This is a genomic window from Leeuwenhoekiella aestuarii (genome assembly GCF_004104055.1).
GTDB lineage: Bacteria > Bacteroidota > Bacteroidia > Flavobacteriales > Flavobacteriaceae > Leeuwenhoekiella > Leeuwenhoekiella aestuarii.
Map to the genome: position 1 here is coordinate 389457 of NZ_QOVJ01000002.1, position 21244 is coordinate 410700.

Consider the following 21244-nt stretch of genomic DNA (forward strand, 5'->3'; position numbering starts at 1 on the left):
ATGGGAAAAGTAACCGGATTTTTAGAATACGAAAGAAAGATTGAACCGTACAAACCTGTTGAGGAACGGATTCAGAAATATGAAGAATTTACCATACCGCTAGATAAGCCTGAGCTTAAAAATCAGGGTGCACGTTGTATGGATTGTGGGATTCCATTTTGTCACAGTGGTTGTCCACTAGGGAATTTAATTCCAGATTTTAACGACGCCGTTTATCGCGAGCGTTGGGAAGAAGCAGCAACTATTTTACACGGAACGAATAATTTCCCTGAGTTTACAGGTAGATTGTGCCCTGCTCCTTGTGAAGAGGCTTGCGTTTTAGGAATTAACGAAGACCCTGTTACAATTGAGAATATTGAGAAAAATATTGCTGAAGAAGCTTTTAAAAATGGTTGGGTAAAAGCTAATCCACCAAACAATAGAACAGGAAAAAGTGTTGCTGTTATAGGTTCTGGTCCTGCTGGTCTTGCAACTGCACAACAATTAAATCGTGCCGGGCATCTTGTAACTGTTTTTGAACGTGATGAGAAACCCGGAGGCTTGTTGCGTTATGGAATTCCTGATTTTAAAATGGAAAAAAGCGTGATAGATCGAAGATTGGCTGTTTTAGAAGAAGAAGGAATCGTTTTTAAATGTGGTGTTCATGTAGGTAAAGATATTAAGGCTGATGAATTAAAGTCAGAATTTGATGCAGTAGTTTTATCTACGGGGGCTACAGTAAGACGTAATTTGCCAATACCGGGTTCTGATTTAAAAGGTATTTATCAAGCTATGGATTTTCTACCACAAAACAACCGTCGTGTAGATGGTCTGACTTGGGAAGGGGAAGACATTAAAGCAACTGATAAAGATGTAATTGTTATTGGTGGTGGAGATACCGGAAGTGACTGTATTGGTACTTCTATCAGACACGGCGCAAAGAGCGTAAACAATTTTGAGATTATGAGTAAGGGAACTACAGACCGCCCTGCGAATCAGCCTTGGCCATATTGGCCGATGCGTTTACGCACAAGTAGTTCGCACAAAGAAGGAGCAGAGCGTTTCTTTTCTATCTCTACAAAGAAATTTATTGGTGACGATGCTGGTAATTTAACCGGTCTTGTTACTGCAGAAGTAGAATGGACTCACAAACCGGGAGAGCGACCTAATCTTTCTGAAATCCCAGGTACGGAAAAAGAATGGAAAGCAGATATGGTTTTACTGGCACTTGGTTTTACAGGTAGTGAGCCAACTATTGCTGAACAGTTAGGTGTAAAAATGGACGCCAGAACAAATATTGAAGCTTCTATTGAAGACTATATGACTAACGTACCTGGAGTTTTTGCTGCTGGTGATACACGTAGAGGCCAGTCTTTAATTGTATGGGCCATCTCAGAAGGTAGACAAGCTGCTCATCACGTTGATAAATATTTGATGGGAAAATCAGATTTACCGCTTAAAGGTGATGGAGATCTTCCACGTGTATAAATTATTTTTATTATAAATATCTGAAAGACCGATTATTAGTTTAATCGGTCTTTTTTTTATGATATTGTGACGCAACCTTTTTATTATTTTTGCGTCTAATAGGAAATAATAGATAACAATGAATATAAAAATTGCTTCAGTAGCGCTTTTTTTAGGTCTGTTTGTTTCTTGTACAGATGATAACGGAACTACAGCAGATTTGGTTCAACAAGAAACTTCAGTAGAATTGAATTTGGTAAAGATGAGCGGTCAGGTAAGAGGTTCAGAAACCACTGGTGATGAAATGTCTTGGCAAGAAACCTATACTTTAGGATCAGGAATGCGTTTTAAAAAAGTTAGAAAGAGTGATGGAAATACTTTGATTTCAGAAGGAGATTTTGATATCGTAATGATCAATAGTGATAAATACCTCAAGTTCGTACACGATTCTGAGAGTGAATTGATAGGAAATTGTACCGGAGATAAAGTAGAACTTTTAAAATATACTAGTTCTGACAGTTTAGAAAGTACTTGGAATGTTTGTGATGGTCCGGGATTGAAGTATACGTTTAACTAATTTAAAGAGCTTAGATTTAAAATGCCCTTTCAATTACGGGCATTTTTAGTTTGTAAAAGTCGTTAACTGTGATGCTAAAACGTAATGCGCAGCTAAAGTCTCATCTGTAAATTCATAACTATTAAAATCAAATAAGTGGACTTGCAACAAAAAACTGGACTTTAAGTTGAGTGACTATGCTGCTAGTTTTTGATTATACATATCTATTTCAAATTCTTTAATGGTTCTGTTTCCTAAATAAGAATGTCTTCTTCTAGTATTGTACCAGGTTTCTATCCACTGAAAGATAGACAACTCTGCTTGTGATCTAAGCTTGTATTTATGCCAATATACCCATTCTACTTTTAGAGATTTAAAAATGGATTCCGCCACGGCATTGTCCCAGCAGTTTCCTTTCCGACTCATAGATTGTTTTACCAGGCCATTATAGCTTTTAAGTAGATTAGTAAATCCTTGGCTGGCATACTGAATACCTTGGTCTGAATGGAATATCAAAGGTTGTGTGAGTGTGGTATTTTTAATAGCCATCTGCCAGGCTTTTATAACAGTATCTTCGGTATTTAGGGTATCACTTAAAGCCCATCCTATAACTTTTCTATTAAATAAATCAATGATCACTGTTAGGTAACTCCAACCTTGTTTGGTCTGAACATAAATAATATCGCTTACCCATACTTGATTAGCCCTAGCTACATTAAAGCATTGGTTCAACAAGTTTGGTGCAATGGGATATTTATGGTTACTGGTGGTGGTTGTTTTAAACTTTTGCTTTCTCTTGACATATAAGTAGTTTGCCTTCATCATACGGGATACCCGTGGCTTTGACACCTTAAAACCTAAAGCTTTCAATTCAGCTTTTATTCTAGGAGCTCCATAGCTCTGGTGACTGTCTTCAAATATACCTTTGATTAATGAAGAGAGCTTCTGATTTTCTTTCCAAAGGGTGCTGGGACCAGATTTCAACCAGTGGTAATAACCGCTTTTACTTACTGCTAACATAGTGCACATCTTCTCAACAGGAAATTTCATACGATGCTGTTTTATGAACCTGTATTTTTCTTGTCGCTCGCGGAAAAGATGCCAATTGCCTTTTTTAGGATATCACGTTCTAATTCGGCTTCTTTAAGCTGTTTCTTTAAACGAGCTATCTCTTTTTGTTCATCGGTCATTTTAGGATTACCCCGGCCGGGAAAACTATTTTTACCATAATTCTTTTGCTCTTTACGCCAGACAACAGGTAATATATCTAAGTCTTCACAAACCTGTGCTATACTGCCTTTGGCATAACTTAATTCTACTGCTTTTTGCTTAAACTCTAAGGTGTAATGTTTGGCTTTACGTCTCATAATTGCTAAGTTAACAACTTGCAATAATATTCATTCAACTCTATGTCCAGTCTAATGTAGTAATTCCAGAAGTTAAGGCGCCAAGAATTATTCCGGTAACTTGAGTGATTGAAAGGCCTATTAAAACTCCTACAAGAAGTCCTAATGCGATACCTGAAAAAATATCTCTTTTCATACAAAGTGAATATTTAATTTTCAGGGGAAAAGAAATAATTTAAGATCTAAAGGTTCTAAAATTTACATTGAAATCAGTTAATGAACAATAGGTTGCTATTTTTTAAATACAAAAAGCGCCCTTATGATTTAATACAAGGACGCTTTTACAATAAAAGGTACTTACTTATCCTTCTTAACTATTAAGCATTACTGGCATTACTAACATGGTTACTTTTTCACCTTCGTCTAGCCCATCTACCGGAGTTAAAATCCCCGCGCGATTAGGAAGTGACATTTCTAGAGAAACGTCGTTAGCGTTAAGGTTATTGAGCATTTCTACCAGAAAACGGCTGTTAAAACCAATTTGCATGTCGTCTCCCTGATAATCACATGTTAAACGCTCTTCTGCTTTATTGCTGTAATCTATATCTTCAGCAGAAATATTAAGTTCTGCTCCTGCAATTTTTAAACGAATCTGGTGCGTAGTTTTATTAGAAAAAATAGAAACACGACGTACAGAATTTAAAAACTGATTACGATCTATAATAAGTTTATTAGGGTTCTCCTTAGGAATTACTGCTTCGTAATTAGGATACTTACCATCAATTAACCTGCAAAGTAGCTGAACGTTATCAAAGCTAAATTTTGCATTCGAGTCGTTATATTCTACCTTGATATCATCATCACTAGCGGCTAAAATTCCTTTTAGAAGATTCAAAGGTTTTTTTGGCATAATGAATTCTGCGGTCTGATTTGCTTTTACATCAGTACGACCATACTTTACAAGTTTGTGAGCATCTGTTGCTACAAATGTTAAACCTTCTGTGTCAAACTGAAAGAAAACACCACTCATTACCGGTCTTAGATCGTCGTTACCCGTTGCAAAGATAGTATTGCTCACTGCTGTTGCTAAAACTCCAGCCGGGATGCTTACCGTACTAGGATCGTCAAGTTCTACAGCATTAGGAAATTCTTCACCAGAAGCATATGCTAATGCATATTTACCGTGATTAGAGCTGATTTCAACTGTGTTGTTATCACCTGCTACGAACGTTAATGGTTGCTCAGGAAATGTTTTTAGCGTGTCTAAAAGCAAACGAGCCGGTACAGCGATGCTTCCGTTATCATCAGATTCTACATCTAGTGTAGCAATCATTGTTGTTTCTAAATCAGAAGCAGAAACCTTCAAAATGTTTTCATCTAACTCAAACAAAAAATTGTCTAATATAGGCAGGGTATTGCTGTTATTGATTACTCCACCTAAGACTTGTAATTGTTTCAAAAGGTAAGAACTCGATACAATAAATTTCATAAGAAATAGCTATTTATGCGGTTTGACTAGAAGCCAAAACTTGAATTCAATTGGTTGTAATAATTTTTTAAAGCTGAATTTGCAGCCTCACAAAGATATCGTAATAGGCTTTTTTGCCGAAACAAACTTATCAACACTTACGAGTTATAACGGCGCTTTCTCAAATAGGTATAAATAACGCCAAAAAATAAAAGCATAGCCAGCGGAAGCCCTATTGTCAAGGCTTGCCAAGTGTAGCGGTCATTAGTTGTTTTTTGAATATCTAGTGCAGGAAGCACAATATTCTTGCTTCTAATGTTAATAAGACCAGAGTCGTCTAAAAGGTAGTTGACTGCGTTGAGTAAAAATTCTTTATTTCCGTATTCTTTAAAGGTAAACTTGTCAAAACCTAATTCTAAAGGACGGCCGTATTGATCCAAATCATTTTTTATCAAATCTCCATCTGCAACAACGATCATTGCAGTTTTTCTTATAGCGCTTTCACGAAAAGGAATCTGACTCTTCTCAATTGGAAGAATGCGATTTTTAAAAGCAGAAGTAAATTCTCCTTCTAGCAAGACTGCTAAATTTTGACTTCCGGCACTATAGTTTTCTGGACTTGGTTCTGTAGTGATTGATTCAAGACTAATAGGAAGTGGTACACCATCCAGTTTTGATAAAACAGAACTTTGAAGCAATACTGTTTTTTCTACAGAAGTATCAAGAAGATCAATCTGATTGGCGTATTTAAAAAACACGGGATTGTCAATATTTGTATTTATAGGGTGATTTTCTTCTGGTGTAACCAGCGGATAGAAAAACCAAGGTAATTGCGAATATTGCGAATCATTACCCTCACCAGTTGCTAAAACAAGTGGAGCAGCATATAAATCTTCGACTAAAACCGGATTGATACGTATTCCATATTTAAAGAAAAAGTCATCTAGGTTTAAGCTTCTTGCCGTAGCGAGAGCCATACCATTATTGCGGTACAGGCTATCAGTTTCCATCGCAACCTGATCTAGGAGATAAAGTGATTTACCACCTTGCATGGTGTATTGATCTAAAGCATATTTCTCAAGGTCTGTAAATGCTTTGGTAGGTTTTGCAGCTACGATTAAGTCAAATTTATTGAGTGCAGCCATTATAGTATCTGGCTTTGCTGAAATTGAATCTATTGGAAAAGGTGCAATAAAGTAGCTTTCGCGCAGCGTTTTAAAAAAATCTGCGATGTATTTATCTTGCATTTCACCATTTCCTTTTAAAACAGCGATGCGTTTACTTTTTGGGTTAAGCAGCTTATAAAAAGCATCGGAAAAAGCATATTCCAGATTTTGAACCGATCTGCTAACCAATTCATCGGGGCTGGCACCTAAAGTCTTTTTTAATAATGGAATAGGCACTGTCCGGCCTTTATAGGAAGCAATAGCCCACGGAAAAATAAACTCCTGACTTACTTTACCATTATTTCGCAATTGTACCTGTTCAGGGCGCATACCACGGTTATTGAAATCTTCTGCAACTTGTTCTACAACTGCACCTTCTGGAACAGGATTTACAAAAGCATATTTGATATTTGAATTTGCCGAAGCATATTCTTCAAGAAGTTGACGGGTTTCAATCTGTAATTTTAAAAAAGCATCCGGCACATTTTCTTCAAGAAATACATCAACAATTACTGGACCTGTAGCTTTCGCAATAATATCTTTTGAAGTTTCAGATAACGTATATCTACCATCTGCAGTCAGATCTATTCTGAAATGAGCTGTTTTTGAAACAAATAAAATACCGACTATAATAATCAGAAACAATAAATATTTAGTGTTCTGCTTCATGTTATCTGATTTTGTGTTCAAGCTTAAAAACAGTAGCACCGATGAAAAAAGCGGTTAAACTTATAAAATAGATAAGATCTCGGCTGTCAATTACACCCCGACTGATACTCTCAAAATGATTCTGTAAACTTAAATTTCTAAAGAAAGAGCTGTTTAAAACATCGGCTAGAGCATTAAAACCGAATAAAAATAGGAAACACAAAAAAGCAGCACTGATAAAAGCTACAATTTGATTTTCAGAAAGGATAGAGGCAAAAACACCTATCGCAGTATATGCAGAAGCTAAAAACAACAAGCCTAAATAGGAACCTATTAAAACACCAAGGTCATAATTACCTTGTGGATTGCCCAGTTGGTCAATGGCATAAACATATACCAGAGTAGGAAGCACTGCTAAAACAATAAGTAGTAATGCGCCAAAAAATTTACCAAGGACTAGTTGTACTTTACTAATAGGTCGAGTAAGCAACAATTCTAACGTTCCTAAACGCAACTCATCACTAAAACTACGCATCGTCACTGCCGGAATCAAAAAGATAAAGATCCACGGTACGAGTTGAAAGAAAGGAGTGAGATCTGCAAAACCGTAATCAAACAGGTTGAAATCATTGTCAAATACCCATAAGAACAACGCATTTAAAACAAGAAAAAGGCCTATAACAAGATAGCCTACAGGCGATGCAAAAAATGAATGAAATTCTTTCTTTAAAATAGCGATCATATAGTATTGAGCAGCTTTTACCCGATAATCGAAATTAAAATTCGTTTAGATTTTAGTCCTGGTTCACTTGTAACTAAAGATCAGCAATGATCTTCATAGCAATACGAAGCGCTTCGGTACCTTGTGCTAAGCTAACAACAGGAGTGGTGTCTTGTTGTATCGCTTTAGCAAAAGCTTCTAATTCATCTAAAATAGCGTTATTCGGTTCAACTTCAGGATTATCAAAATATATTTGTTTCTTAACCCCTTCTGCATTTTGAAGAATCATCGCAAAATCATCAGGATTTTGTGGTGCATCTTTCATTCTGACTACTTCGCATTTCTTTTCCAGGAAGTCTACAGAGATGTATGCATCTTTTTGGAAAAACCGTGCTTTACGCATTTTTTTCATTGAAATTCTACTTGCAGTAAGATTAGCTACACAGCCATTTTCAAACTCAATTCGCGCGTTAGCAATATCTGGAGTATCACTAATTACTGAAACTCCGGAAGCTGAAATATGCTTAACCTTACTGTCTACAACACTTAAAATCGCATCGATATCGTGAATCATCAGATCGAGCACTACTGGGACATCCGTACCTCTCGGGTTGAATTCTGCCAGACGATGTGCCTCAATAAACATTGGGTTTTCTATCAGATGATTCACCGCAGTAAACGCCGGATTAAAACGCTCTACGTGTCCTACCTGACCGCGTACGCGGTGTTTCTTTGCAAGCTCGCGAATAGCTACAGCTTGTTCAACGGTTTGTGCAATTGGTTTTTCAATAAACAAATGCTTACCGGCTTTAATAACTTGCTCAGCACAGTCAAAGTGATGAGTGGTGGGTGTAACAACGTCAACCATATCACAAGCTTCTATTAAAGCTTCAATAGTCATAAATCTGTGATAGCCAAATTCACTCGAGACCGCTTTAGCAGTTTCTTCAGACTCATCATAAAAACCAACCAGATCATATTCTTCAGATTGCTGTAAAAGTTTTAAGTGAATTTTTCCCAGATGACCTGCACCCAGTACGCCGGCTTTTAGCATAATATATCGTATATTTTTTCCTTAGGAAGGATTTATTTTTTAAGAATTCAATCTAAAAGAAAACAGTATGATTTTAGATTGTGCTATACAAAAATAGGCTTTCTCAGGCAGATTGAAAGCGCAAAGCACATTGTTAAAAAAATGAAGCATTTTGACTAGGATTACGCTTATAGGTTTCCTTATTTTAGCAGTATGAAGGATACTACTCGTCATCAAGGTAAACGTCGCTTACTCGCTCAGGTCGTTGAAAAGAAAGGGGTCTCTAATACAGCTGTATTAGACGCGATACGTAAAATACCCAGACATTTTTTTATGGACAGCAGTTTTGAAGATCATGCCTATCAGGACAAGGCATTTCCTATTGCTGCAGATCAGACTATTTCTCAACCTTTTACCGTAGGTTTTCAGACCGAATTGCTTGAGATCAAGAAAGGTGATAAAATATTAGAAATAGGTACAGGCAGCGGGTATCAAACAGCAGTTCTTTGTGAAGTAGGTGCTAAAGTTTACAGTATAGAGCGCCAGCAAGAACTTTTTAGAAAGACTAAGAATTTCTTATCAAAATTGGGCTACAGACCTAAACGACTCACTTTTGGAGACGGATATTTAGGGATGCCAGAATTTGCTCCCTTTGATGGAATAATAGTCACTGCGGGTGCACCGTTTATACCAAAACCCTTGTTAGCTCAGCTAAAAATAGGGGGTAAGTTAATTATTCCCGTAGGGGATGAAGTACAGACAATGACTCGTATTATTAGAAAAAGTCAGACTGAATTTGAGAAGAAGGAATATGGCGAGTTTAGATTTGTACCCTTACTTGAAGACAAGAATTAGGTTTTATAATCTTGCCAGTATAAATAGTGGCACAATCCCAGACACAAACTAGATAATATTATGACTGTATAAACAGGTATATATTTAAGTTGTGCTAATTGTTCAATAGAAGAAGAATTTACGATTGCAAATGTGATCATTCCCATTCCTGTTAACCAAACAAGACTAGTACCGATTAATTGTTTTGAATATTTCATTTTTTTTAAAGAACTCATAATAGATAATTTTCATTTCTAAAATTCCTTAAAATTTACATAAAACAAGGCGAAAGTGCAAAAAATGGACCGATTTAAGGTAAAAAGAGCGATTAATCGCTCTTTTTTGAGTTTTTAGATTGACATTAAGATTTAAAATATTCAATGCCTTATATACCTATTTAAAACTTTTAATCTTTTACAGGAAAGGTAAAAATACTCTCGTCTATTTCTGGATTGATGATAATCTCTCTTATAGTTATTGGTTGTCCGTTTTGACTTAAATTAAAGGGAAAGTATAGTCCTTCAACCTCTGTATAATTACTCATTTTTATATTTACTGGTTGTCCCATTTGAGTAGCATCTATAGCTATAGGATAATAATTTTCTGTTTCAAAAAAATAATAGCTTTCATTGGTTTTTTCCTCTCCGTTTACAAAAACGGGTTCTTGAGTAAGTTTAACCTTAAAAGTAACTAAGCCATCTTTAGCAACTGTACCCATATATGTTGCGCTGTAACCATTTTCTTTGTAATTGATTAATGGAGAAGGAAAATCATTGCGTTTGAGCATCATATTTTTTCTCATATCATCAGAAGATATTTCGGGTTCCATCGTCGTAGAATTTGTGGTCCACATAGTAGCACCATCAAAAGCCATTTGGGTTATTTTTTTACCGTTGTATTCAACAATTATTGCCTGTTTACCTTCTTTTGTATTGTAAATTGTGATTGGTATCGTTAATTCTCCTTGAGTTAAACTCGCTTTCATTTTTGTAGCTTCAACCTCAGACCAGGCTTCGGCGCCGCCAGTTTTCTCAATGTAATGGGCTATTATTTCATCTGCATTATGATCATAGAGATCTAAGAGAATTTCTTCTTGTGCACTAAGAGTTAAAGAAAAAAAGAGCAAAAAAAGGAAGGAATAGGATTTCATAATTCAATTAGAGTTGCTGTTGTGTCATTATTTATGGCCGAAATTTATTACTATTTATTCAGTCAAAATTAGATTTACAAAAATAATAGTTATTAAAAAACCGAATAGCTTACTCCTTAAACGTGTTTTTACAGTTGCAAATTATATATTTAAGCTATTGCTATATTAGTGCTTGTCCTAATTTAGTTTTTAATCACCTTTAAAGTCAGTTAAAATGAAATTTGGAAAAGTAGATGATCCCGGAAGCATAGATTTTACTTTACCTTCGGACCATCCGGATACTGAAGTGTTACTCAACAGTAAAGCTACGAAAAAGCCAGTAGAATTATACGTAGGTTGTGCAAAATGGAATAAACAAGACTTAAAAGGTTTTTATCCCAGAGGTACAAAAGATGAATTAGCTTATTATTCGAGACAGTTCAATTCAATTGAATTGAATGCTACTTTTTATAGACTTTTTCCGAAAGAACAATTTGAAAAGTGGTATAATAAAGTTCCTGCTAACTTTAAGTTTTTTCCTAAAATAACCCAAAACATCAGTCATTTAAAGCGTTTGATCAGTGCCGCAGAGCTATTGCCAGAATATTTAGATCATACTTTATTATTAAAGGAGAAACTAGGTTGTGTGTTTTTACAAATGCATAATAATTTTCAGCCTAAAAACTGGGATAGGGTGGAGCAGTTTGTTGAAGCTTGGCCTAATGAAGTACCGTTGGCAATTGAATTTAGGCACACTGACTGGTTTAATAATGAAGCAGTTTCTCAGAAATTATATCATTTATTAGAAGAAAATAATATTGCTAATGTACTCGTAGATACTGCCGGAAGAAGAGATATTATGCATATGAGAATGACTAATAGCGAGGCGTTTATACGTTTTGTAGGTGCTAATCATCCTAGTGATTATGAGAGGTTAGATGCGTGGGTAGATCGCTTAGAAACTTGGATTGAAGCGGGAATCGAAAAAATAGATTTTTTTATTCACCAGAACGTTGAAAAAGAATCTCCTTTGCTGGCTACACATTTTATTAGACAAATGAATGACCGTTTAGGTTTTCAATTACACCTTCCGGGAACTGATTCAGAAAATCCAACTTTAGATTTATGAGTAATTTGATTATTGTAGCCGGTGTATCCGGCTCAGGAAAGACAACTATAGGGAGACTTTTAGCTGACAAATTAGATATTCCTTTTAAGGATGCAGATGACTATCATCCTCAGGCGAACGTTGATAAAATGAAAGCAGGTTATGCACTTAACGATGCTGACCGCGAACCTTGGTTGCAAACTTTAGCGAAAAAATTAACCGAATGGAAAACCGAAGCAGGAGCGGTTTTGGCCTGTTCTGCTCTCAAAGAATCGTACAGAAAAACACTGTCTTCTAAAGTTAATGTGAAATGGGTTTTTTTAGACGGGAGTTTTAAAGTTTTAGAATCCAGATTAAATGCGAGAAAAAATCATTTTTTTAAATCAGATCTTTTGCATTCTCAAATTAACACGTTAGAAAAAGCTGATTACGGGATACATGTTTCAATAGATCAGACTCCCGAAGCTATTACTGAAGAAATTCTGCAAAAACTAGACTCATAAAATTATGGATTACCAGCTTCTATTTGCTGTTATTACAGGCATAGCCTTACTCTTATTTTTAATATTGAAATTGAAGCTCCAAGCATTTTTAGCATTACTTATTGTATGTATTGTAGTAGGAGCGTTAAGTGGTCTAAATCCAGATAGTATTCTAGATTCGATCACTACAGGAATGGGAGGAACGTTAGGTTTTGTCGCAACAGTAGTAGGGTTAGGTTCGCTTTTTGGAGCAGTGTTAGAACATTCTGGTGGAGCTCAACAATTGGCCCAGTATCTTTTATCAAAATTCGGAATTAAAAAAGCCCCCTGGTCAATTATGCTGGCAGGTTTTTTTATTGCTATACCTGTGTTTTTTGATGTGGCATTTATCATTTTAATTCCATTGATATACGCACTGCAGCGAAATACTAAGAAGTCTTTGTTGCTTTATGCTTTGCCGCTTTTGGCTGGTTTGGCTGTTACGCATGCATTTATTCCGCCAACGCCGGGGCCTATTGCCGTTGCGGATATTTTAGGAGCAAATTTAGGCTGGGTGATTGTCTTTGGCTTTGTAACCGGTATTCCTACAGCAGCGATTTCAGGTCCGTTTTTTGCAAAATTTATTTCAAAAAGAATACATATAGATGCACCATATGAATCTTTTGAAGAAGAAAAGTCAAAAACAGAATTACCTTCCGCAGGAACTATTTTGAGTATTATATTTCTTCCTATATTTTTAATAGTACTAAACACCGTATTTACGAGTCCGTTGGTTGAAGATTGGTCAATACCCCAACCAATTTCTTTTTTAATAGCTCTTTTAGGACATCCATTTACCGCATTAATATTGGCAAACATTATTGCGTGGTATGTTTTAGGCATTCGTAGAAATGTTGCTAAAGAAGAATTATTGAAAATTTCAACTAAGGCCTTATATCCAGCCGGAGTGATTATTTTATTAACTGGTGCTGGAGGTGCATTTAAACAAATATTAATAGATACAGGAATAGGAGAAGGGATCGCAGCATCACTTTCAAGTGAATATTTTCCACCAGTGGTTTTTGGTTTTTTAGTTGCTGCTATTGTACGTGTTATGCAAGGATCATCTACGGTTGCCATGATTACGGCAGCAGGCATAACAAGCCCGTTACTTGCTGCTGCAGATTATGGAGAAATGCAATTAGCTATATTAGTCATAGCGATTGCTGCAGGAGCATCTATATTTTCTCATGTAAATGATAGCGGATTTTGGCTAGTAAAACAATATCTAGGCCTCACCGAAAAACAAACTTTTAAGACTTGGTCTGTTTTAACCACTTTAATTGCTGCTACAGGATTAGTGGTATCAACAACTTTGTGGTATTTGGTTTAAGCGAGTCTTAAGAATTTGGTTGTATTTGAGATTTAATTTTTTAAATGCTTGAAAAACGTGATTTACTCAGTTTATTATTTTGTTTTTTCAATTTTAGGAGAAATAGGTGCTTGTTCAAAACGGAAAGGTGAATCTTTTGTAGCACCATACAATTTAATTTCTTGAATATCTGCAGGCATGTAGAAGCCATTGTCTTCAAGTGCTTCTTTTACTTTGCGAACCACATTACCTTTTGTGATTAGAGCCATTCTTCGGAAGTCTTTAGTATCAACCCAGAAAAAAACTTTTAAGTTTACCGTGCTGGTAGCTAATTCGTCCTCAATAACAAAATTCTCGTGCTCCTCGTCTTCTATAACATTAGGTTCGGCTTTAAGAGCTTCCATAACAACACGTTTAGCCTCGTCAATATTATCTTCATAAGCAATACCAATTATGAACGTCCATCGGAAAAAACCGTCTTCTGTATAATTAGTCACCGGTGTTGTGAGTACATCACTATTGGGGATGTAGACATCTTTTCCGTCAAAAGTTTTAAGTTTTGTATATCTAAATTCTAGTGCTTTTACTTTACCAAAATTCTCGCCTATTTCAACAGTATCATTCACATTAAAAGGTCTGTTGAAAGCTAAAATAATTCCTGCGATAAAATTTTCTCCAATGTCTTTAAATGCAAAACCTAAAACGACAGCACTTGCTCCTGCAGCAGTTAATATTCCTGTAGCAATAGCTCCAAGTCCGGCGGCTTTTAAACCCAGCATCACGGCAATTATAAAAAAGGTAATACGAATCGCTTTGCCTAAAAACCGACTCATCAGAGGATCTTTTGTTTGCTGAGAGATTCGCCTTTTAGCAAAATTGCCAATCCAAGCTCCTAGCAATAAACCTAAAATTATGATAAGCAAGCCAAGACCTATCCCAGGTAATTGATCTATAAAATTATTATAGAAGTTATTAAAGGATTCTGATAGCGTTTTAGTTGTATCGGTCTGCATGAATATTATTGCTTAGTGTCTTTTTGAGTAGCTTCTTTTTCTATAATTTCATAAGCATTTTTAAGTTGACTTTCCGTGGGTAGTTTAGGTAATTGATAGTCCTTTCCTTCAGGTTCTAAACTGAGTTTTGCATATGCAGGAAAGTGATCAGAATCTATGTCATATCCTCTTAATACCTCGACAGCTCTAAAGTGCTCTGAAACAAAAATATGGTCCAAGGGCCAACGCATAATATTACTATCTGCACTAAACGTATTGAATAAGCCTCTGCCAATTCGAAGATCGAGTAGCTCGCTAACTTCTTTAAAGAGTTCTGTTGATTCTGACCATGCGACATCATTGAAATCACCTATTACTAATACTGGTAATTTAGATTTTCTGCTTTTAAAAGCAGTTTTCATCATCTCTGCATCACGATCTGTAGAGCGTGTATTATGTTGCGGCATAGGGGGAGTAGGATGTATTGCGTAAAGTTGAATTTTATCACCTGATTTTAATTGAACTTGAGCATCAATAGATGGTATGCTATCATCTATGAGATAATGAACTTCTGGATTGATGAGGGGTAATTTTGAATACAAAAGCATACCATATGTATTGCTAATAGGGGCACCTCTATAAAAGGGATATTCTTCTTTTAGTTTATTATTAACTGCATTGAGCCACACTGTATCTGCTTCTAAGAGAAGTAAAATATCCGGATCTTTTTGTTTTACTTCCTTTAAAAGGAGTTTATGATTTTTGTTTTTCTGTAAAACATTAGATACCAAAACACTAAATTGACTTTCTGTATTATCCTCAGTTGAATTTAAAACTTCAAATGGAGAAATGGGAGTGTAGGGGTAAATTTTAATGGCTTGTAGGGTAAGGCAAGCTATCATAATTGCCATAAAAGCGTAATCCTTAGCCCATTTAATATCAAACTTCATTAAATAAGCTATTGTAGCTATAGCTGTAAAAATAGTTAGCTGCATATGCGGAAAGTCAAAAACACGTATCCACCAATAATCTGCCGCAACAAATGGCACAAGTGTAAGCACAACAGCAATACCCCCAAGAATTTGGAGAACGTTTTTAAAAGTCATTCGGGTTAGGTTAGTAAGGTTAATGAAACTTCAAGTTTCAATTTTGTGTAAGCTAACTTTTATAATCCTGTTGTTGCGTTAAGAAACTTGTAATATCTTTTGAAGAAGGTTCTTCAAAGATTTCCAGATTAAAATAGGGTACAGCAGCAATTATATGATCAAATAAATCTGCTTGGATAAGTTCATAATTTTCCCAGCGCTTATCACTGCTAAAACAGAAGATCTCAATAGGAATACCCTGAGAAGTAGGAGGTAAGTGCCTAACCATCATAAACATATCTTTATTAATGCCCGGGTGTTCATACAAATAAGCATCAATGTATTTTCTGAAAACTCCTAGATTTGTTTGATTGAGTCCATTGATAGCAAGACTGTCGTCAACATCGTGCTTACGATTGCTGCGAATGACTTCTTTCTCCATATGTTCAATATAAGGAGCTACGAGTTGTATTTTTTTGAGTTCAGATAGTTCGTTAGAAGTTAGAAACTTGACTGAGTTTTGTTTAATCATTATTGATCTTTTGATACGTCTACCACCACTTTCCTGCATTCCTCTCCAGTTCTGAAAAGAATCAGAAATAAGACTGTAGGTGGGAATTGTAGTAAAGGTCATGTCCCAGTTTTGTACGCGTACGGTCGCAAGGTTTATTTCAGTAACATAACCATCTGCACCATACTTGCTAAACGTTATCCAATCTCCAATGCGAACAATATCATTGATAGAAACTTGTATTGAAGCTACAAAACCTAATATGGTATCTTTAAAAATGAGTAGTATCACAGCAGATGCAGCTCCCAGCTGTAATACAAAATTCATTGCGTTTTTATCAAAAATTTCTAGTGTAAAAAAGAAAATACCTATACCCCATAAAAACAACATCGTTACCTGAAGGTAACTTTGGAGGGGTTTATCGTGGAATTCTTTTTTAGTTTGAAAATAATCTCTTGAGGTTCTAAGTAAACTCCTTAAGATTTTTAATATCAGAAGAATTACATAAATATTAAAGGCTTTTAATAGCCAGTATAAAGTAACTTGATAATCTACTAAAAGCTGAATAAAGAACCACTTAAATATAGCTAGCGGAATAATATGAGCTATATATCTTGGAAAATTAGTAAGAATTAAAAAGTCATCAAAAGAAGTCTTTGTTTTATTGCTAAATACTTTAAAGACCTCAACTATAACTCTTTTAAGAAGTTTATCTAATAGCGCGAGAAGTAGAATAAAAATAAAACCATTGATGAAAACCGAAAGCATTTCAGCATAGAAAGGAACGATTCCCCAATTCTCAATGTATTCTGTAAAATCTTTTAAATATGTATCTAACTGATAAGCCATTTAAGCGTGTTTAATTTGGCAAAAGTAGACATTCGTTTGAGAAGAATAACCAATACAATTGTCAAGATTTTTGTTGATTTGTTAAAATAAAAAAAGTCTGAAAACATACGTTTTCAGACTTTATATTTCAATTGTAATTGTATTTATGCTTGAGCATTTTGCATTTCTATGGCCCATTCTTGTATAGCCTCTACGCTACCAAATATTATAATAAAAATTAAACATATAATTGATATTATAATAGATAGTGCTAAACCGATGATTGCAATAATTCTGGCAGTTTTAACTTGACCATAATTTTCATAAAGCTCAGGATTTTTTTCGGCTACTTTTTTGTCTTTATTGGCAAGATAGAGAGCAATAGCTGAGAGTATTACTCCTCCAAAGCCAGAACTGAAGCAGCAGGCAATAAAAGAGATTATTCCTAAAATTAAAGATATTGTTGCGTTAGGTAATTTTTGTTGTTCCATATTAGGTTGTTAGTTTAAGGATATAGCTTACAATAATAGTTGTTACAGATAAGATTGCCAAAAATGAAATGATACGATTAGCATATTTTAAACTAAAAAAAATATTAACCCCAATGGCAATGCCTAAAAATACTAGTGGGAATATAGCAGGATATAGTGAAAATGCTTCAGTAAAATGGCCCTTAAAAAGAGCCACTAAAGATCGTTGTAAACCACAACCCATACACTCAAAGCCAAAATACTTCTTAGTAAGACAAGGAAGCATATACTCTTCCATAATTTATTTTAGATTTTTAACAGATATTTTTTTAGAATATTCAATATTCTCACGAGTTGTTACGCGTATTATGTAGATTCCATCACTCCAAGCGCCAGAAGGAATAGTAACTTTTGAGTTTGTACCTTCATTTAATTTAGATACCAATAAACGACCGCTAATGTCGAAAACGTTGATTTCTTTCAGCTCAGTTTCTAGTGGATTTAATACAGTCAATTCAGCTCTACCATTGTTCTGATAGATATTAAAAGAGCGTTTAACTTCTTCAATTTCTTCTACGTCAAGAGTCTTAGCATCTTTAAAAACAATTTCAAATCGATTTGTATACGTGCCTTTTTCTAGTTCAAATTCATAAGATTCGTTTAAGATATCGTGATATTCATCAGTTTGCTTATCGTGAAGATAAATGCTCTCGTCTGGAGTGAAGTTTAATTCGGAGACTTGCATTTCATAGGTGTTAATTTCAGCGGCTCCAGAAACTTTTAAAGGTAATTTTACATCTATTTCGTAAGGAAAAACATTAGTTATTACGGATCTTTCTGAATTTTCAACTACATAACTTATATCTGTATTCAGTTCAGATATATTATCTCCGTCTTTTGCATTATCAAAACCTAAGGTAGAATCATCATAAGTAATACTTTTGATGCGTCTTATATATAAATCGTTTATAAGGATTTCAATATTAAATTCAGGTAAAATTAAGAAGCCATCCTGATCGTAACTCACTGCTCCGGCTTTCAATGCAGATGCTTCGTTAGCAACACTATTTTTAGCTATTTTTGAAGTAGAGGTAGTTGATGAAGATTGTTTAAATTGAGATTTATTAGGAATACTTTCTTTAACAAAAACTCTAAATGCATTAAGTGCAGTAGCAAAACCACTAGTAGTACCTTCAATAAAAAAACCTTGGCCAACTGGAGCAAAACGTCGCTCAATGGTTTCTCCAGTTTTACCTGTAGCTATTGTTTGCATTTCATAAATTATTTCACCATTTTCATCATATTGAAGATTACCATCTGTATCATAATCTGGTACAAACTCATAAGGAATGCCATTTTCATCAGCGTGTATTGGATCACCATTTCCATCAACATAAATAGGATCACCATTTTGATCTAAATTAGGAACGGGTTCTAAAGCTCTTTCACCTTCATTTGTAGCCTTAACAAAAATTGCAGGTGCGTAACTTCCAGAATAACTACAATCTATTGGAGTGAATGTTCCATAACCTCCTTGATAATCTTTAACATAATGTGACTGAACAGTAGGATCAGACTCCCAAAAATAAGCAGCACCGGTAATTACCTGATTACCCGAAGTAGGAGTTATTTCTGATCGATAGGGTAAATTACAACCAGTAACACTTTGCCCAGAATTATATAATAAATAATACGATAAATTCATAGCAGAGGGATATGGGTTTCCCACAAGGGTGAGTTGTTCATTTGCAACAGCTACCTTTATAGTGCCATTATTAGGGCGCCCTCTAAAATCAAGAGATCGTTCAACACCAGCTATAGAAATATCTGTACCAATCCCTTTCATAGTAAAACCTTCTCCGGGATTAAGGCTATATGTTGTTCCATCAATTTTTCTCCATTGCCCATAACTATTTGATGTTACAAATTTATAAAGCCAATAAGATGGTATCTCATAACTACCTGAAACTATTTGACTATCATAACCTCCAATGAATGGGACAGGATTTGACTCTATAGAAGTCTCACTGAGCGGCTGATAAATACCACCATTATTATCATCAGGTTGATAAAAACGAGAATTCCCTTTTCCGTCAGAGTTTCCAAAACCATTAGTACCTGTGTTGCTTAGAGGAATAGTGTTTGTAGGGTCTCCTACAGGAGAAGACCAGTAATGATAATCCCATTTATTTCTTGTGTTTTGTTGAAAAACAGATACGATACCATTACCTTCATTTAAACTGGATTCATTCCCTTGTATCAATTGCCCTTCTTCTCTGAGGTAAAAATTACCACCCTCTTGATCTGGATCCCCTTGAAGATTTACATCTTGAGTTACAAAAACAATTTCTCCTTTATTATAAACATAGGAGTTGCTTGAGCCTTCACCAATATACAATTGACCCGAAGCCAAGATTGGCAGCATTAAAAAGAATAATTTGGAGTAAAAATTTCTCATAAAGGAATATTTTTGCGAAGATACTAAATTTACAATATGAATTGAGTTGTTCAAAGTGTTTTTAGTGCTTTTTGTCGAATTAATAGTTAAATAATGATTTCACAATTCAAAATAGGTCAGTCAGTTACACTTTTAGACGATGACTTGTCTGGTGTAATTACGAAAATTTTAGGAGAAAGGATTTTTATTTCTACAGAAGACGGTTTTGAATTTGAAGTAAACACAAAAGAAATTGTTCCTAATCATGATTTAGAGATTGAGGAACTCGATGACTTTGAGGCCTTGATTTCTGAAAAGGAAAAAGCTTATAAAAAGAAGAAAAGTACTACTCAAAAGCTTAAAGGTGTAATACCTCCAATGGAAGTAGATTTACATATTCATCAACTTACCTCAAATGAGCGAGGTATGTCTTCTCACGATAAATTAAACCTGCAGATTGATACGGCCAGGCATAAGCTAGAGTTTGCATTAAAAAAGCGTATTCAAAGGGTTGTTTTTATTCACGGTGTAGGAGCCGGAGTTTTGAAAGCAGAACTTGAGTACCTCTTTTCTAGATATGAAAATATTAAATTCTATGATGCAGACTACCAGAAATACGGTTTAGGAGCTACAGAAATTTATATTTATCAAAATTAATTTAGAAATTCTGGTTTTACTGTTGTTGTTTCTGACCCAGCGTTAAGTTCACCAAAATAAAGTTCTTGTTGGCGTATGGTTTCACTACCATCTTCATTAACGAAAACAAGATTTGTTAAATTGATTGTCAATGTGATATTATCTAATGCAAAGCTATGAAGTCTATATTCATTTATTTCGTAATCTGTTGTTTCAGTATCATTTAAATAATCAGGGACACCATCAACTGTTTGATCATTTGAAGGATTTAAATCTCTATCTTTATCCTCATTTATAGTTAGCACACCATCGCCATCATCGTCAGGATCTAAAAAATCAGGGATTTCATCACCGTCAGTATCTAATGATCCTTCTATGTCTATTGACCCATCTTCATTAAAAGCAACTCCTTCATTAATTGTTGGGATATTATCACCATCATCATCAAAATCATAATAGTTGGGTATTCCATCCCCGTCGTAGTCAGTTTCGCCTAATAATGTCATCTCAAATTCGGCATCAATACCATCGTTGTCATCATAATCTCCTTGAGTTACTATAGTCACTGTGCCTTCTGCACTTTTATATTCTTTAGAAACGGTAGGTTGGGTCGGTGGTAATTCAGAACAAAAATAATCTGAAGTTACAGGATTATTAAAAATACGGTAAGAAACAAAAGTTGAAGAACTACTTCCTAGCGTATAAATGTATGTATTTGTTCCGCTAGGCTCGGTTAAAATAGGATCACTTGTACTAATTCTAAAAGCGATAGCTTCGTTTGTATCCGGATTTATTTTATAAAAAATATAGTTAGTAACTTCTGTTTCGTTGTTATCTACAGTAGAACAATACGCTACATTTTGATCACTAAAATCAAATGAAGTGACAATAACATCACCGTCATCACAAGAAGTTAATAGCAATGTATAAAATAGTAAAAACAGGTGCTTTTTCATAGCGCGGTAAATGATTTTGGGCAAAAATAACCGAATTGAAC

At 35.0% G+C, this 21244-nt stretch carries 22 protein-coding genes; 7 read left to right on the plus strand and 15 right to left on the minus strand.

The window, feature by feature from the left end; translation table 11 throughout:
* Positions 1 to 1467: a glutamate synthase subunit beta gene (locus tag DSM03_RS07645; protein WP_128761023.1), complete on the plus strand. Its 1467-nt coding sequence runs from the start codon at positions 1 to 3 to the stop codon at positions 1465 to 1467.
* A 118-nt stretch (positions 1468 to 1585) separates the two neighbouring features.
* Positions 1586 to 2023: a hypothetical protein gene (locus DSM03_RS07650; protein ID WP_128761022.1), complete on the plus strand. Its 438-nt coding sequence runs from the start codon at positions 1586 to 1588 to the stop codon at positions 2021 to 2023.
* A 174-nt stretch (positions 2024 to 2197) separates the two neighbouring features.
* Here the strand turns inward: DSM03_RS07650 and DSM03_RS07655 are convergent.
* The 6 genes from DSM03_RS07655 to DSM03_RS07675 all read right to left on the minus strand — a co-directional run bounded on the left by DSM03_RS07655 (position 2198) and on the right by DSM03_RS07675 (position 8405).
* Positions 2198 to 3393 (minus strand): IS3 family transposase gene (locus tag DSM03_RS07655; RefSeq protein WP_128761021.1). Its coding sequence is split into 2 segments (ribosomal slippage): positions 2198 to 3120 and positions 3120 to 3393, totalling 1197 coding nucleotides; the frame shifts between segments, so codons are not numbered across the junction.
* Positions 3394 to 3409: 16 nt separating this feature from the next.
* A complete protein-coding gene (locus DSM03_RS19205) occupies positions 3410 to 3544 on the minus strand; it encodes a hypothetical protein (protein ID WP_262707730.1) in 135 nt (44 codons plus the stop codon).
* A gap of 174 nt (positions 3545 to 3718) precedes the next feature.
* Entirely contained in the window at positions 3719 to 4837 is a 1119-nt protein-coding gene (gene dnaN, locus DSM03_RS07660; protein WP_073097459.1) for a DNA polymerase III subunit beta, read from the minus strand.
* 137 nt (positions 4838 to 4974) lie between these two features.
* A complete protein-coding gene (gldG, locus tag DSM03_RS07665) occupies positions 4975 to 6651 on the minus strand; it encodes a gliding motility-associated ABC transporter substrate-binding protein GldG (protein ID WP_128761020.1) in 1677 nt (558 codons plus the stop codon).
* Position 6652: 1 nt separating this feature from the next.
* Positions 6653 to 7372, minus strand: a complete 720-nt coding sequence (gldF, locus tag DSM03_RS07670; protein WP_128761019.1) for a gliding motility-associated ABC transporter permease subunit GldF — start codon at positions 7370 to 7372, stop codon at positions 6653 to 6655.
* 73 nt (positions 7373 to 7445) lie between these two features.
* Positions 7446 to 8405 (minus strand): Gfo/Idh/MocA family protein, encoded by a 960-nt coding sequence (locus tag DSM03_RS07675; protein ID WP_128761018.1) that lies wholly within the window; start codon positions 8403 to 8405, stop codon positions 7446 to 7448.
* Between the two features lie 192 nt (positions 8406 to 8597).
* Between DSM03_RS07675 and DSM03_RS07680 the strand changes: the two genes are divergently transcribed.
* On the plus strand, positions 8598 to 9239 hold the full coding sequence (locus DSM03_RS07680; RefSeq protein ID WP_128761017.1) for a protein-L-isoaspartate(D-aspartate) O-methyltransferase: 642 nt from the start codon (positions 8598 to 8600) through the stop codon (positions 9237 to 9239).
* On the opposite strand, the gene DSM03_RS07685 is transcribed toward DSM03_RS07680, so the two are convergent.
* Positions 9236 to 9454 carry a hypothetical protein gene (locus DSM03_RS07685; protein WP_128761016.1) on the minus strand — a complete coding sequence of 73 codons (219 nt, stop codon included), beginning with the start codon at positions 9452 to 9454 and terminating at the stop codon, positions 9236 to 9238. The genes DSM03_RS07680 and DSM03_RS07685 overlap by 4 nt on opposite strands.
* A gap of 170 nt (positions 9455 to 9624) precedes the next feature.
* Positions 9625 to 10368, minus strand: coding sequence for an outer membrane lipoprotein-sorting protein (locus DSM03_RS07690; RefSeq protein WP_128761015.1), 744 nt, complete (start codon positions 10366 to 10368; stop codon positions 9625 to 9627).
* A gap of 214 nt (positions 10369 to 10582) precedes the next feature.
* Here DSM03_RS07690 and DSM03_RS07695 point away from each other — a divergent pair, with 214 nt between their 5' ends.
* From DSM03_RS07695 to DSM03_RS07705, 3 genes are read left to right on the plus strand one after another with little or no spacing between them, the layout of a single operon-like run.
* On the plus strand, positions 10583 to 11476 hold the full coding sequence (locus DSM03_RS07695) for a DUF72 domain-containing protein (RefSeq protein WP_128761014.1): 894 nt from the start codon (positions 10583 to 10585) through the stop codon (positions 11474 to 11476).
* Positions 11473 to 11958, plus strand: a complete 486-nt coding sequence (locus DSM03_RS07700) for a gluconokinase (protein WP_128761013.1) — start codon at positions 11473 to 11475, stop codon at positions 11956 to 11958. Before DSM03_RS07695 ends, DSM03_RS07700 begins: the two co-directional genes overlap by 4 nt.
* A gap of 4 nt (positions 11959 to 11962) precedes the next feature.
* On the plus strand, positions 11963 to 13309 hold the full coding sequence (locus DSM03_RS07705; protein WP_128761012.1) for a GntP family permease: 1347 nt from the start codon (positions 11963 to 11965) through the stop codon (positions 13307 to 13309).
* Between the two features lie 74 nt (positions 13310 to 13383).
* On the opposite strand, the gene DSM03_RS07710 is transcribed toward DSM03_RS07705, so the two are convergent.
* The 6 genes from DSM03_RS07710 to DSM03_RS07735 all read right to left on the minus strand — a co-directional run bounded on the left by DSM03_RS07710 (position 13384) and on the right by DSM03_RS07735 (position 19632).
* Positions 13384 to 14301, minus strand: coding sequence for a mechanosensitive ion channel family protein (locus DSM03_RS07710; protein ID WP_128761011.1), 918 nt, complete (start codon positions 14299 to 14301; stop codon positions 13384 to 13386).
* Between the two features lie 5 nt (positions 14302 to 14306).
* Positions 14307 to 15386 (minus strand): endonuclease/exonuclease/phosphatase family protein, encoded by a 1080-nt coding sequence (locus DSM03_RS07715; RefSeq protein WP_128761010.1) that lies wholly within the window; start codon positions 15384 to 15386, stop codon positions 14307 to 14309.
* Positions 15387 to 15438: 52 nt separating this feature from the next.
* A complete protein-coding gene (locus DSM03_RS07720; protein WP_128761009.1) occupies positions 15439 to 16725 on the minus strand; it encodes a mechanosensitive ion channel family protein in 1287 nt (428 codons plus the stop codon).
* A 143-nt stretch (positions 16726 to 16868) separates the two neighbouring features.
* Positions 16869 to 17195 (minus strand): CCC motif membrane protein, encoded by a 327-nt coding sequence (locus DSM03_RS07725; RefSeq protein ID WP_128761008.1) that lies wholly within the window; start codon positions 17193 to 17195, stop codon positions 16869 to 16871.
* 1 nt (position 17196) lies between these two features.
* A complete protein-coding gene (locus DSM03_RS07730; protein ID WP_128761007.1) occupies positions 17197 to 17472 on the minus strand; it encodes a DUF2752 domain-containing protein in 276 nt (91 codons plus the stop codon).
* A 3-nt stretch (positions 17473 to 17475) separates the two neighbouring features.
* Positions 17476 to 19632 carry a T9SS type A sorting domain-containing protein gene (locus DSM03_RS07735; RefSeq protein WP_128761006.1) on the minus strand — a complete coding sequence of 719 codons (2157 nt, stop codon included), beginning with the start codon at positions 19630 to 19632 and terminating at the stop codon, positions 17476 to 17478.
* A 93-nt stretch (positions 19633 to 19725) separates the two neighbouring features.
* Here DSM03_RS07735 and DSM03_RS07740 point away from each other — a divergent pair, with 93 nt between their 5' ends.
* Complete coding sequence (locus tag DSM03_RS07740) at positions 19726 to 20268, plus strand: Smr/MutS family protein (RefSeq protein WP_128761005.1); 543 nt, start codon at positions 19726 to 19728, stop codon at positions 20266 to 20268.
* Here the strand turns inward: DSM03_RS07740 and DSM03_RS07745 are convergent.
* On the minus strand, positions 20265 to 21203 hold the full coding sequence (locus DSM03_RS07745; RefSeq protein WP_128761004.1) for a hypothetical protein: 939 nt from the start codon (positions 21201 to 21203) through the stop codon (positions 20265 to 20267). The two genes, DSM03_RS07740 and DSM03_RS07745, sit on opposite strands and share 4 nt — an antisense overlap.
* Positions 21204 to 21244: the final 41 nt, after the last annotated feature.